The 12532-nt window shown below is 58.8% G+C and carries 13 protein-coding genes, 1 tRNA gene and 1 pseudogene; 5 read left to right on the top strand and 10 right to left on the bottom strand.

Annotated features, from left to right (window positions below):
• Positions 1 to 87: 87 nt before the first annotated feature.
• Together GQ57_RS28310 and GQ57_RS40310 are read left to right on the top strand one after the other, a co-directional pair.
• Positions 88 to 483, top strand: a pseudogene (locus tag GQ57_RS28310) (transposase); the annotation flags it as partial.
• Between the two features lie 201 nt (positions 484 to 684).
• Entirely contained in the window at positions 685 to 936 is a 252-nt protein-coding gene (locus tag GQ57_RS40310; RefSeq protein WP_081896787.1) for a hypothetical protein, read from the top strand.
• 198 nt (positions 937 to 1134) lie between these two features.
• Here the strand turns inward: GQ57_RS40310 and GQ57_RS28305 are convergent, their stop codons facing one another.
• A complete protein-coding gene (locus tag GQ57_RS28305) occupies positions 1135 to 1452 on the bottom strand; it encodes a hypothetical protein (RefSeq protein ID WP_031402200.1) in 318 nt (105 codons plus the stop codon).
• A 157-nt stretch (positions 1453 to 1609) separates the two neighbouring features.
• On the opposite strand from GQ57_RS28305, the gene GQ57_RS28300 reads away from it, so the two are divergent.
• The 3 genes from GQ57_RS28300 to GQ57_RS28290 all read left to right on the top strand — a co-directional run bounded on the left by GQ57_RS28300 (position 1610) and on the right by GQ57_RS28290 (position 3220).
• The gene (locus GQ57_RS28300; RefSeq protein WP_034199626.1) at positions 1610 to 2326 is read left to right on the top strand and encodes a YdcF family protein; all 717 of its coding nucleotides are present in this window, start codon (positions 1610 to 1612) and stop codon (positions 2324 to 2326) included.
• A 221-nt stretch (positions 2327 to 2547) separates the two neighbouring features.
• Positions 2548 to 2826, top strand: a complete 279-nt coding sequence (locus GQ57_RS28295) for a hypothetical protein (protein WP_031402198.1) — start codon at positions 2548 to 2550, stop codon at positions 2824 to 2826.
• 136 nt (positions 2827 to 2962) lie between these two features.
• On the top strand, positions 2963 to 3220 hold the full coding sequence (locus GQ57_RS28290) for a hypothetical protein (protein ID WP_021162409.1): 258 nt from the start codon (positions 2963 to 2965) through the stop codon (positions 3218 to 3220).
• Between the two features lie 39 nt (positions 3221 to 3259).
• On the opposite strand, the gene GQ57_RS28285 is transcribed toward GQ57_RS28290, so the two are convergent.
• The 9 genes from GQ57_RS28285 to GQ57_RS28255 all read right to left on the bottom strand — a co-directional run bounded on the left by GQ57_RS28285 (position 3260) and on the right by GQ57_RS28255 (position 12447).
• Positions 3260 to 3550 carry a putative quinol monooxygenase gene (locus GQ57_RS28285; RefSeq protein ID WP_031402197.1) on the bottom strand — a complete coding sequence of 97 codons (291 nt, stop codon included), beginning with the start codon at positions 3548 to 3550 and terminating at the stop codon, positions 3260 to 3262.
• 525 nt (positions 3551 to 4075) lie between these two features.
• Positions 4076 to 5284, bottom strand: a complete 1209-nt coding sequence (gene bamC, locus GQ57_RS28280) for an outer membrane protein assembly factor BamC (protein ID WP_034199625.1) — start codon at positions 5282 to 5284, stop codon at positions 4076 to 4078.
• A gap of 408 nt (positions 5285 to 5692) precedes the next feature.
• Positions 5693 to 5977 (bottom strand): PAAR domain-containing protein, encoded by a 285-nt coding sequence (locus GQ57_RS40305; RefSeq protein WP_081896788.1) that lies wholly within the window; start codon positions 5975 to 5977, stop codon positions 5693 to 5695.
• 16 nt (positions 5978 to 5993) lie between these two features.
• Positions 5994 to 6905 (bottom strand): hypothetical protein, encoded by a 912-nt coding sequence (locus GQ57_RS42165; protein ID WP_152603372.1) that lies wholly within the window; start codon positions 6903 to 6905, stop codon positions 5994 to 5996.
• A 37-nt stretch (positions 6906 to 6942) separates the two neighbouring features.
• Positions 6943 to 8097, bottom strand: coding sequence for a DUF2515 family protein (locus GQ57_RS42160; protein ID WP_034199624.1), 1155 nt, complete (start codon positions 8095 to 8097; stop codon positions 6943 to 6945).
• A gap of 10 nt (positions 8098 to 8107) precedes the next feature.
• Positions 8108 to 10780 (bottom strand): type VI secretion system Vgr family protein, encoded by a 2673-nt coding sequence (locus tag GQ57_RS28270; RefSeq protein ID WP_034199623.1) that lies wholly within the window; start codon positions 10778 to 10780, stop codon positions 8108 to 8110.
• 292 nt (positions 10781 to 11072) lie between these two features.
• Positions 11073 to 11627 (bottom strand): hypothetical protein, encoded by a 555-nt coding sequence (locus GQ57_RS28265; RefSeq protein ID WP_052001511.1) that lies wholly within the window; start codon positions 11625 to 11627, stop codon positions 11073 to 11075.
• Between the two features lie 409 nt (positions 11628 to 12036).
• Positions 12037 to 12252, bottom strand: coding sequence for a DUF6538 domain-containing protein (locus tag GQ57_RS28260; RefSeq protein WP_152603371.1), 216 nt, complete (start codon positions 12250 to 12252; stop codon positions 12037 to 12039).
• Between the two features lie 118 nt (positions 12253 to 12370).
• Positions 12371 to 12447, bottom strand: a tRNA-Pro gene (locus GQ57_RS28255).
• Positions 12448 to 12532 lie beyond the last annotated feature (85 nt).

Below are 12532 nucleotides of genomic sequence, written 5' to 3'. Positions count from 1 at the left end.
CCCACCCGGCACTCGACAATCGAGTGCTTGAAGAGTGCGCGGCGCAGGGCAGCGCACCGGAGTTAGCTTCGCTGAGGTGAGGACATGATGCTGTTCGACGATTTGAGAGATAACGAGTGGGCGCTGGTCGAGGGTCTGTTTTGCTCGGAACCCGCACGGAGTGAGCGGCGCGGCCGCCCCCGCGTGGAGGCCCGCTCGGTGGTGAACGCCGTGCTGTGGGTGCTGTCGACGGGCGAAGGCTGGTCGAAACTGCCGGGTCGCTATCCTTCGCCGCCGACTTGCCGCCGTCGCTTCGACGAATGGCAGGCGGACGGCACGCTCGCCGAAATCGTGAAGCGACTCGGCACGAGCGGCCGGCAAATCTCGCTGCGCGGGCGCATCGGCGCAAGCGCCGCCAAACCGCCGGCACCGCCGAGCCGCGACCGCCTGCGCGGCGCCTTCTGGACCAATCCGGAATCCTGGCGCGCGCCCGTGAAGATGGCGTGACGAATGCTCGATCGGGCGGCTTCGGCCGCCCGGTTTCTTTCCGCGACGCAACCCCATCGCCGTGCGTGCGTTGCAATCGATTACCGCCGTCGTCCCGCGATACATCTATTTACCAATATTTACAGCAAGCCTGCACTCCCGCGCTTACCTTAGCGACATAGCAACAGGCCGCGTCGACGGCTTGAAGGGAGCCCCGCCATGAAACCAATGTCACTGCTCGTTGCATGCGGCATTGTCATTTCCGTGGCCCTATCCGCCGCAGCGCACGCCGACGATCGCACGAAACCGCCCCATCGCCAGCAGGATCACCGCAACACCCTCCGGCAGCCCTCGCCCGCCAACCCGCCCGCTCGGCAAACCGTGCCGAGGGGCGACCTGCGCGGCGACATCGCCAGCAACGCGCGCGCACGCAACGGCTCGCAGCCGTCCGACGCACCGCGTCATCCGTAGTCCTGCCGATCTCAGGGATTCGCCAAAGAAAATGCCCGCCGTCGGGAACTGCGCTGCATGCAACGAGTCACATCATTGCCATGAGCACAGCGTGGCAACAGCAAAAGTATCCGGTACGCCCGTATCCTCGCGATACGGGCTTTTTTTTGGCGGCGCATCGCCTTCCCGGGCAGCGATGCGCGGCAGGATGATCCGCCGCTACAGGCGGCTTTCGAGAATCGCCACGGCACCCGCTTCGCTCAATGCGTAGTCGTCCATGCGGCGATCGGTCCAGGATAGTAATTTCTCGGCGCGCTCGAGGCGCGAGAATTCGGCGCGACCGCTGTCGGTCAGCACGGCGATGTCGACCGGGGCATGAAAACCCGGTGCGGGAGCGACGGTTTTCTGCCTGACCGTGCCCATCAACCCGAGTGAACGGAGATACTCGAACACGCCCGGGCGGCGCGCCCACGGTACCTGGCGGTACTGCACTCGTCTCAATGCGTCGAGCACCGCTTCGTTGGAATACGTGGCCATCTCGATTCTTTCTTAAAGTGCAGCGACAATGCGAAGCGGCGCGCCGGGCGGGGGCTCCGCCCGCCGATACCGCCACCGATTCTGGAAGCCGACATTCGGCGTCGCGTCAGGGCCGGATCGTCAGCCGTCCATAAAAAGATACCTTACCCCAATCAAATTGATTCTGTTCGATTCATTTGTACTTCTCTTCATCTGTTTCATGCTCTGCCGCAAGCTGCGACGAGGGATCTCGATCGCCGCCGCCGCGCTGTTCTGGCTGCTCGCGACCGGCTGGCTGGCCGCACCGCTGGTCGCCTGGACCGAGGCGGGTGTCGTGCCGGTCGAGCATCCGGACATGCACGGGCACACCACCCTGATCCTCATCGGCGCCGGAACGCGCCGCACCGACACCGGACTGCGGCCGCCACCCGACGGAATCGCGCGCATCCACACGGTCGCGGCGCTCTATCGCACGTGCCGACAGCAGGCAGAGCGCTGCACCGTGGTGATGTCGGGCGGCGACCCGCAGCACCACGGCGAAACCGAGGCCGCCGTGTACGGGCGCCAGCTCGTCGCAGAAGGCGTCGCCCCCGCGGACCTCGTGCTCGAGCCGGACAGCCGTACAACCTACGAAAACGCGAAATTCACTGCGTCTATACTACGCTCACAGTATGACGACGCGCGCATTCTCGTCACGTCGTCGTACCAGATGCGCCGCGCGCTGCTCGATTTCCGCCGCTTCGGCATCGATCCGCAGCCCGTTTATGCGAATCGCCGCCGCGCGCAGACAGGCTGGCTGCCGCGCTGGCGTAATGTGGCCACCGCCGAGCAGGCGCTGCACGAACTGGTCGGCATCGCGCAATTCCACGTCTACCGCCGGCTTGGATGGTTCTGACGGCCGCGCGGCAACCGTTGCGGAAATGACGGTGACGCCCAGGATGGCAGACGCATGACGAAGTGCCCGAAGTGTTGCGCGACTTCAACGGGGCCTTGCATCGTGCTGCGATCCGATTCACATTGATCCGTCACTTTTGTTACACTCGACACGCACTCGTTTGCAGTCGCCAGACAAATCGGCAACATTCGGGTTCATCACCACTTAGCGGAGGTAAAGCAATGAAGAAGACGTCCCTGGCTATCCTGGTAGCGATGTCGGCGCTGACTGGCGCAGCGTATGCGCAAGAGAGCACGGAAATCAAGACGATCACCGATCCGGCCCAGATCTCCGAAATCGAGCAGCGCGCAGCAGCGCTGCAGCAGCAGCAAGCGGCCGAGGCCGCTCAGCCGGCGATGCACGAAGAGCATCACCACGGCAAGAAGGCTGCGCATCACAAGGCAGCAGCAAAGAAGGCCGGCAAGAAGGCTGCCAAGGCCGAAGACGCTGCCAGCCAGTAAGTTCGGCGGCACCGTACAAGCAAAAAGCCGAATCCGGGTAACCGGGTTCGGCTTTTTTGGTTGCGGTGCCCGTGCGCTGTGCTAAAGTCGCGCACCGAAATTTTCCACCCGTGCGCACCCCGGTGCGGAGGACAGCATGAGCAACATTCAACTCGACATCGAGTGGACCGAAGCCGCCACTCGCCAGATCAAGCAACTGATGCCTCGCGGCTCGGCCGACGCGTTCCTCGCGCTGCCGCCGATCGAGTGCCTGCCGATGGAAGGCGACGTGCTTTTCCTCGGCCCGCAAGGCAAGCAGCAACCGTTCATCGTCGCCGAGCGCCAGTATCATCACGACGGCGACGCCGACTGGACGATCATCCTGATCCTCGACGTACCCAACACGTCGCACTGACGCACCGGCGACCGGATACGTCCGGTCGCCGCAGCCGGCTCAGACGAGCTTCGACAGCACGCGGACTTCGGAACGCTCGATCCAGTCCGCGGCCGCTTCCCGATAAGCGAGAATGTGCGCGGAACGCGCATGGGCGGCAAGCGCCTCCTCGCTCTCCCAGCGCTCGACGAAGACGAACCTCGCGGGCTCCTTCAGGTCCCGGTGCAGGTCGTACTGCAATGCTCCAGCCTCGCCCCGGGTCGGCTCGACGATCGCTTCGAGCCGGGCACGCAACTTCTCCTCGGCACCCGGCTTCGCCACGATCAGCGCCACGACTGCAATTTCCGCCACTCCCGCCCCCTTCATCTCAAAACGTCCAAGAATACGCGAATCGGGTATCGGCCGCGCCAACGTGTTCCAACTCGTACCCCAAAAAAAATAGCCCGCGCTTCGAAGAAGCGCGGGCGAAACCGTCGCCCTACGAGGATAGGCGACGGGGCCATCGAGATCCGCACACCGGCGCGGATCGTCATCAGTTGCGCCGGCGCCTGTCGCACCGGCATTTGAAGGCGTCGATACCGTTGATCGGGCGCTCGAAGCGCACCCCCGATATCTGACGCCATCCTCCCTGTTCCAACTATTCGATCATATAAAGCAGATTGCGTGCCAGACATGAGCGGGCAGGCATTCCATTGATTTATAAGGATATTTTCTCGAACGCCGGCAATATGACAGGCGTTCTGCCGCCGTAACGCGTGGATGTTACGTAACGTCGCAAGGAGGGGCGGAACCCTTCGCCCGCCTGTGCGCGGACGAGCGGCAAAGAAAAAGCCCGCCGAATGGCGGGCTTTTCACTGGCACGGAGAACCGACGGGATCAGCGGAGCTGATTCACGAGCAGCCCCATGATCTGGCGAGCAGCCGACGACGTGTCGAGCGCGCCCGCGTCATCGACGACCGCGACGCGCGTCTGGTCAGCCGTCAGCGCCTTCACGTTGACGCGATACTGCTTCGCCTGCTTTTCCTTCTTGCCATGGAACAGCTGGCTCCAGAAGCCCTGCTCGGCCGAAGTCAAATCCTTCGGGTCGACATAGCGCACGAAATACAGGCCCTTCGAACGATCGCGATCGTCGACCGTGAAGTTCGCGCGATCGAGCGCGAGGCCGACGTGCAGCCACGAGCGGTCGTACGGCTCGCCCAGCGTGACTTCGGACGGTACGGCCGCGGCGGCCGCATCGTTGCCCTGCGCCGACGTGCGCGTGACGTTCTGCGCGGCAATCGCGGCCTTCGACGACGCATCAGCATCGGCGTCGGCCTTCTTCTCCTTCGGGACCGTGTTGTCCTTGATGTTCGCGATCGGCGGCTCGCCGTTCCTCGCACGCTGCTCGTTCTGTGCGAGCACGGCCATCAGCCGCTTCAGATATTCGGTCTCGAGCGCCGGATCGTTCGGCTTCGGCTCCCACTTGCTCGAATCGTTGTTTGCGCCCGTGATCGCCTCGCGCATCCCCTTCTGGCTGATGAACACGTAGGTGCCGCCGTTGGGCGCCGTATCGAGACGCGTGCGGTACTTGTTGCGCTCGGCCGTCACGTACGAGTTGCCCATCGCCTTCGAGATCACGCCGCGGATCAGGCCGTCGTTGATCTGCGGATGGGTTTCGTTCCAGTCGGTCTCCATCACGCCCTTGTCGCGCTGGTCGACGACGAGCAGGAAGCCCTGCTCCTGCCAGAAACGGCGGACCTGCGGCCAGATGTCGGCCGGCTGCTTGCCGTCGATCACGAGCCAGCTCTCCGTGCCGTCACGCTGGATGTGCATGCCGGACACGGCCGGAGCGACGGTGTCCAGGGCCGGTGCGACCTGCTGGACCTGCTGGAGCGCAGACAGGGAAGTCGCGCCGCCCTGCGGCGGCAGCGAACGCTGATCGGCCGTCTCGTCCAGCATGTTGGGCGGCACTGCGAGCGACGCTTCCTTCGATTTCGAATCGCTCTTGTAGTCCACTTTCGTGGGCGACGACGTACCGCAACCGGCGACGAGCGCGCCGGCGGCGAGCACTGCAGCGAACCGCATGGTAAGACGAAGATCAGTCATGTTCGGGGAATCCTCTTCCGCTAAATCACGGCGCTTTCCGTGGGTCAACCGTGCATTTTACCGGGGCTGCGCCACGATGTGCAAAAAAGCGACCGGCAAGAAAAAACCCGCGCCAGCCTGTGCTGACGCGGGTTCTTTGTCTGGTCGGGGCGAGAGGATTTGAACCTCTTCGAACCCACGATGGAACAAGGCTTTCCGGGCAGTGTGTCGGTCAAAACTGCCATGCCGATTGACACAGTTCGAAGCATTGTAGTTCGCGCGAGCGCAGAAGCCCGGGATAGCAGTCTGGCAAGTCTCTTACAAGGAGCGTTCGCCCTCTCAAGCGCGGGGCGCTTGGCTCCTCCCCAAGCGTAGACAATGTCAAGCAAGAAACAGGGACCCTACGCGTGCGAACCAAATTGAAGGCAGTCAATCGTTCGGCGCAGGCTGCGCAATCAGGACCGCACCACAAGTTGTTTTATGCCCCTCCAACGCCATCGGCTGCCCAAAATCCTCACACTCGTCCACCCCTTCGGCAATTTCAAACAGATGCGGCGCACAGAGCGGGCAGGTCACTTGATCCCCCTTGCGGGCAATAGGAATCTTCGCCGTGCCCCATGTCGAAGATGGACTACCCGAAATCACCTTGCCGCCGTGGCTTGTTGCATCACCAACCACAATCTGCGCCCGTCCGTGCAAATTTGCTCGCTGCATCAATTGCCCCTCCAGATCAATGAGCGGCACCCGCCCTGGCCGAAAAGTCCGGAGCCTCGAACGGCGGAGCCTGATACGTCGTGTCGATCGTGTAGCCGGAAGCTTTCAGTTCAGCCTCTTTCTTTGATCGCTCGCCCCCTGCCGGTATCAACTCGTTAGATATGAGTTTCTTCCAGTTTCTTCTGCGTTCAACACTATCTGTAAAGTATGGAGTGTAATGATCAGATGCGGTACTAACTTGAATGTCGGTCAAATAGTATCCCATTCCAGGGGATCCGGATGGTTGATGAGATAGCGACAAAGTAAGAAACACTCCATCAGCATAGAAAATCCATCGCGGCTCAACGGCAATCAAGCTCCTCCATTCTTCCATCGTCGGCATATAGGTGGAATCCAATGAGTAAAGAGTCCCGGATTCTGAGGTGGCATACTTCACAGCCTCTCTGCCAATGAGGCGAGGGGATGCGGCATATATATACCTTTTCCATCCGGCGGCTCGCAGTTTGCCAAGCAGGGACATGACTTTTTCGCGCCCCTCTTCATCCGAAATTGTTTTTGATGAAGAGATATTAAAATTGACATCCCAATTATCAACGCCATCCTCGGGGCTGTCTTTGTCGCCCAAGCCAGTTACAATCATGGCGTTGTCGATATCAAAGGAATATGGCCCTTGAATATATTTTACCGATCCAAGTTTCGTTGCGCCATCCCAGTGCATTTGGTATGCATACACGCCAGATGGATGATTCATTACTGAAAAACCTTGATTCTGGGCATTGGATTTTCCGTCGGCCCCGAACTTTATCGTGACAACTTGAGGGGTCATTGGCCCGTCCTTTTTCTCTTGAATGTTCATCAATGCAATAATTGCGAAGCATGCGGAAAGGGCCGCTAAAGCGCATGCAAACATTTTCATCGGCTTTCGCATGAATGACTCGAATAATAGTTCGCGATCAGTAAGCCAATTATGTCAAGCCACCCATTGCGGCAATTGCCTTTAGTTCGCTCAGCATGTAATTGCGCTGCTTTTGCATGAGAAAGTGAAATAATTTTCCGGTATCCTTAATCCACGCCATTCGTTGCTTGTAATCTTCAAGGATTAGATCCTTCGGGGCGTTGGAGCGATACTTCATGTCGGACGTTTCATCTTGAGCCGTGAAGCTCAGTTGCAAAGGTGGAATTAACGCGTGGAACGCACGCGCCGGCGCAGCCCACCATTTTTCCGAGCTGGTCGCTTGATCCATAGTTCGCTGAAATTTAAGCTTACCAATGAATTTCGCGTCATTATATATCAGCCCTTGCAACACTTCGCCCTGCTCATGCTGTGCCATTACCCAAAGATGATTGAAGGCAAAGTTGTTTTTAAAGGTGCTGTCGGTCGTTTCTTCCCATTGCTTGACCAAATTGAAGCCGATGGATACTCGTGGAGTCCATTTGAAATATCCCGGATTCTCCGAATTGGAGCCAAGGAATTTACCTGATCCTGCATCGTCCATTGAGGCGCTGGCTTCATTGATCACCGGGCACTTTGGAACCACGTCGCCCGCCCACTGCTGTCGCATCAGGTTCTTCTGCACGGTGGGATGGTATTGCCGACTGTCACGTTGCTTGGCGCAATCCTGGAACGCCGCTGGGTCCGCCGCATATCCGTAGCACCAGACGAGAAGATCGTTATAAATCCACAGATTACCTTTTCCCAATCCTTCGTGAACGATACCCATGCCGGGCATCTTGTCTACCTGCCAGCCTTCCAAATTAGCTGAAACCTGTTTGGCCGCAAACGCACCTAGACCAGTCCAATAAAACCGGCCAAGCTTGTCCTTTTCTCCGAGATGAAAATCCTCAAGAAACATGCGTGCGTAGCTTGATGCCACCCGACGGGCTCTTGCCCCATAGTTTTTTCCGACAAACGATGCATCACCGGGTTCAATCTTGGTTTCTGAAATGGAATGCGAACTGAATCGATAATCGGGCGTTCCATCCTTCAGGACGGGAGTGCGCGTATCCAGTTGGGCCATCGCATATTGATGGGCGAGCGACCAGATGATTTTGCAATCGCAACTCGCGTCAATGCACGTATTACTCTTCGGGTTGGTAGTATCTTCTGCAAGATTGGCCATTTTTTAACCTTTACTTATCTGCGTCCGTGAAGAGTTCGTCCCAGTGAATGCCAAATTTAACATTTTCTTCCTGAGCTGTATTCAAGGTTGCCGATCGGCCGAGATTATTGGTCTGAAAAACATGCTCTCCGGAGTCGGATGTCATTCGATAGGCAACACCCGGCAGAGATCGCCCTGAGGGGGTGAGCATTCTGAAAGTTTGGTCGTTCGCCTCGACGGCGGGTGTACCGTTCGACGCAACCCCCATCGGCTTGGGCGGCATGTTGCTTACTTGAGCGTTAACCTCATAAACGCCACCACCCACCGTAATCTTGCCGCTTTTCAGGCTGATATAGCTGTCGCCACCGTGCAACATCACCTCGTCAGTTGCCCTGATCGTGATGCGGCTCGCCGTCTGCGTGATTTCGAGCTTCGCCAGCAGATTAAGGTTTTTCTGCAGCGCCTTGAGATCAATGTCTCCAGCGTATGACACCATTCGAATGCCAAGCTTGTACGCAAAGAAGCGAATCGCGTTGCGGGCAGTAGCCAGCAGATTGCTGCCGCTGCTGACACTGACATGTGCGCCACTCGTGAACGCCATATGTTCACTGCTTGCAAGATGGGTACTGCCTGCTGTCGTCGCCTCAATTCCGGCCGGTGATGCGAAGACCAGATGGGGCTTCGACAATTCCGGAAACGCGTCGCCCCCTTTCCCACCACCCGCCCCTCTAATCTCGTCGCTCTGTTTCCGAAGTGCCTTGGCAACCTCGGGCTGGTCCTGCGCATCCTGCGCTTGCGCTTGGACGGCCGCATTGGCAAGCGTATCGTGCAAGTCTCTCGCTTGTACCAAACGCTGCACCGTCTCGCCCATGTCCTTCACTGCGGACGCCGCACCCGAGCGAGCTTCGGTTGTCACCAACATCCCTTGGTTCGCCCGCAGCACGCCCCACGAGTCGGTTGCTAGTTCCCAACCGATTCCGCGTGCTTCACCACGCCCTTCATTGCCTTCAATGCGCGTGTTGTACCCGACCACTAGGCGAGACCGCTCGTGATCGCTCGCGACTTGCACTTGAAGTTTGCCCGGCGTGTCGTCGGCAACGATATGGTTCGCCATCGTACTGGCCAAATCTCGCGAACGTAGGCCAGACAAGGCTTGGTTATCCGGGAGCTTCCATTGGACAAAATTGACGCCGTTCGGCACGCGGCCCGTGATAAGAGGGCGATCGGGGCATCCGTCCAAGAACGACACGACGACTTCATCGCCGATACGTGGGACATGGATCATTCCGAATCCCTGACCCGCCCACGGATGGCTCACACGCACCCAGCACGAACTCCGCGTATCGCGTTGCCCGATTCGATCCCAGTGGAATTGGATCTTGGTTCGACCCAACTCATCGGTATATATATTCTGCTCTCGCGGACCAACCACCGTCGCAGTCTGCATTTGCATGACGGGCTTGCGGTGCTCGAACGGGCTTCGGAAAGGCACGGATTTACGCTGCGCCTCTAACTCAACCAGAAAAAAGCCCTCGGAGCCATCATGATGGAGTACGCGGGATGGCCGTGCTCCGTCCTGATTCGCCGACGCCTCCGCCAATTGGCGTTGCAAACTGCCTGGGAGATTTGCGTGATGGTTTGAAACTGGGAGATTGTTCTCGATCAGCCAAACCACTTCGATAATGGCGAACTCGTTACGCTCGGCGGATTCAAGATCGTGTTGTGGATGCCCGACAAGTGTAAATGACCGTCCCGCATCAGCGCTGCGCAGTCCGCCAGTGCCGTAAAACCGCTTGGCACGAGACTCCCACTCTTCCATGCGAATTTTAGAAAGGTGATCCCCACGCTCCTGCTCAAGATACGTGTACGGGCCGGTGTATTCGTACATCTCCAACTGTTCCGGTAGTTCATGGGACATCGTCGGGATGTTGGTACCCTTCGGATTCGCGAGCGGTGAGGGACTCTTGTAGTCGAACGTGCGAGTGGTCAGCGCGGCGCTATGGAGGGTGCGCAGGCCGGACCAGTGGATCAACCCATCGACCTCGCTATTCACGCCGTCGCGCGAGAACTGCACTGAACTTGCGACAAGCGGCTCACACGAATCCAGGCGATCCGTGATGGTCAAGGTATGCGATTTACCGTCGCTGGCCTGCTTCCAGATGCTGAACAACCCCTCCTCTTCCATCAACCGATGAACGAAATTCCAATCGCCCTCGTACTGTGTGCAATATGATCTCGGCGGAAGCGGCTTCGAGAGTGCAAAATCGAATCTGCCTCTCGCCTGCGAATAAGCGTTGAATACGTCCCGGAGGATTTCATCCACCGGTTTGTCCTGCCAGATACGCTGATCGCGGCGAAATTTCAGGAAATGCATCCACGAGGCGAAGCTGATTTGGAAGCTGGTTAGTCCGCCTTCCGATCCCAGCCGCCTTACTGCGTAAACGTAACCGTGACGCGGGAGGTAGGAGTGGTCGGCCTGCTGGAGCCATAGAGTAATGGGCTGGCCAATCAGCCTCGTCAGCTTGAGATCGCTGCGCGTCGACGCCACATCGAGCGTGAAATCGTAATGTCGTCCAATTTTGGACCGGCCTACAGTACGCGTAGGCAGTAACACATTGTCCCCAAGCGGGGTGTCGAGTTTCAGCAAACGATCCTGTTGGATCGGCCCGCCTTGAATCGCCCTCATGATGTCTTGCACACTCATCCCGATCTCTTATATTACTTTTAGCCTACTTGTCACCAAGATAGCCCAGGTTCTCTCGCGGGGTATTCTACAGCCTAACAGCTAGTGCTTTCCCTTACTCGCGCCTCGCTGTCCGTCAATCAATGCAAAACCCATGAAAGGTTTTCGATAGCATCAGCACTGCCATCACCGATGCGTGCCTCTATGTCACTCCCGGCAGTTCCGTCTGCCCCTTAGAACCTCTCTCGGACTATTGGACGGGGGGACACGCCCATCCCGCAACGGAATGGCGGAAGGTGCCGAGGTCGAGGGGTCAAAGGCGATAGTCCCGCTGGCGCGGCAAACGCCAGCCATCAGCATTCCGAGGCCAACGCAAACCGCATTGGTCCGCAGTGACGGCTCTCGTCGGGATCTGTATTACCGTAACCCCGTTACGGCTCTGGAAATCCTCTTTCCGTAGTTGCGCAATCTCGCCAATGCGAGCCCCAGTGGGCAGGAGCAACAGCAGCAAGGCGCGACCATCAGACGGCTCCACGTCCTGCCAATGGGGAACCTCGGCCATACGGCCGGAGAACAGCAAATGACCGAACATTCGCCGCAGTTCATCGTCAGTCCAAGGCTCACGGGACTTCGCCCCGATTGTCTTGTCCAATGTGAGGTCGAGCGGATTTCGCTCCAGTAGATCAACCTTTACGGCTACGTTTGCAAGGGACGCGACACATGCAGCATGGTTTGCCGCCGCCTTACGGGACCATCCTCGCGCCAGATCCAATAAGAACTCAACAAATGCGGCCCCTTTGGCCTTCGTCAGTTCCGTAAGCGGCACGCTGCCGACGGCCTGCTCGAACAACGTCAGCGCCCTCTCCATGCGCTCAACGGCGTTGTTCTTAGGGGCATTGCGGCGATCCAGGACGGCACGACATCGCGCAGTGTGTTGGGCGGCTCGGCGGGTTCGGGCGACTCCATCTGCGCCAGGGGCAGCACCGGCGCAACCGGGGTATCAATTGGTTCGCCTTGCTTCCGCTTGCTCACGTCTTGCCAAGCCGTCACTGCTTCCCGTGCGATGCGGATCAGGCATTGGGTTCCTTCTGGCGTCACCTAGCCGATCCGAATCCGCCACGTCTCGGCAGTACGCTCCGCGCGGGCCTTTGCCGCCCGCAGATCGCTACGCTTCAGCGCCCCGTTACTATCTTCGGGCCCCGATAGTCTGGGCACGAAGATAGTAACGGGGGGTAAGCATCACGACCGGAGCCGGCTTGTCCCTGGACCTGAGGGCCTCAAAATCGCCGTTGCCATTCCGCGATGATCTCGTGCGCCCTTGTGCCGGCCTCGGCGCGATTGCCTGTCCTGAGACTCGCCCGGAACGCATCGACCTTCGGCTTGCCGGTCTTGGGATTGCGGAAGTGCTGTTGCAGGTCTTTGGGCACGCCGATCCGGCGGTGGAACACGGACGAGCCAGGGCGCAAATAGACCCCAGTAGGAAGAGTCGCCAAGCCAGTCATCTCCGCACTCTTGTATGGCGGGAGTGACACACCCGGAAAAAGGAAAGGCCTGGAAAGCTAAGCCGGAAAAGGAAACCCTTTACCAACAAGCCTTCCAGGCCTTGATTCCTGGTCGGGGCGAGAGGATTTGAACCTCCGACCACCTGCACCCCATGCAGGTACGCTACCAGGCTGCGCTACGCCCCGAAGCAAAAAATTATAACAGACAGTTTTCCAATTTAGAACGGGTCAAATGCATTTTGTCGAAATTCTTGTGAAATTTTTTGACGCA

Source organism: Burkholderia sp. MSh2 (genome assembly GCF_000731655.1).
Taxonomy (GTDB): domain Bacteria; phylum Pseudomonadota; class Gammaproteobacteria; order Burkholderiales; family Burkholderiaceae; genus Burkholderia; species Burkholderia paludis.
Note: the sequence above shows the minus strand (reverse complement) of the source record. Positions and strands in the feature narration are given on the sequence as shown.

Bases quoted from the DNA above. Each gene is read 5' to 3' on its own strand.
- GQ57_RS40310 (WP_081896787.1), top strand. From the start codon at position 685: ATGAAACCAATGTCACTGCTCGTTGCATGCGGCATTGTCATTTCCGTG.
- GQ57_RS28305 (WP_031402200.1), bottom strand. From the start codon at position 1,452: ATGGCCACGTATTCCAACGAAGCGGTGCTCGACGCATTGAGACGAGTG.
- GQ57_RS28295 (WP_031402198.1), top strand. From the start codon at position 2,548: ATGAAGAAGACGTCCCTGGCTATCCTGGTAGCGATGTCGGCGCTGACT.
- GQ57_RS28290 (WP_021162409.1), top strand. From the start codon at position 2,963: ATGAGCAACATTCAACTCGACATCGAGTGGACCGAAGCCGCCACTCGC.
- bamC (WP_034199625.1), bottom strand. From the start codon at position 5,284: ATGACTGATCTTCGTCTTACCATGCGGTTCGCTGCAGTGCTCGCCGCC.
- GQ57_RS40305 (WP_081896788.1), bottom strand. From the start codon at position 5,977: ATGCAGCGAGCAAATTTGCACGGACGGGCGCAGATTGTGGTTGGTGAT.
- GQ57_RS42165 (WP_152603372.1), bottom strand. From the start codon at position 6,905: ATGCGAAAGCCGATGAAAATGTTTGCATGCGCTTTAGCGGCCCTTTCC.
- GQ57_RS42160 (WP_034199624.1), bottom strand. From the start codon at position 8,097: ATGGCCAATCTTGCAGAAGATACTACCAACCCGAAGAGTAATACGTGC.
- GQ57_RS28270 (WP_034199623.1), bottom strand. From the start codon at position 10,780: ATGAGTGTGCAAGACATCATGAGGGCGATTCAAGGCGGGCCGATCCAA.
- GQ57_RS28265 (WP_052001511.1), bottom strand. From the start codon at position 11,627: ATGGAGAGGGCGCTGACGTTGTTCGAGCAGGCCGTCGGCAGCGTGCCG.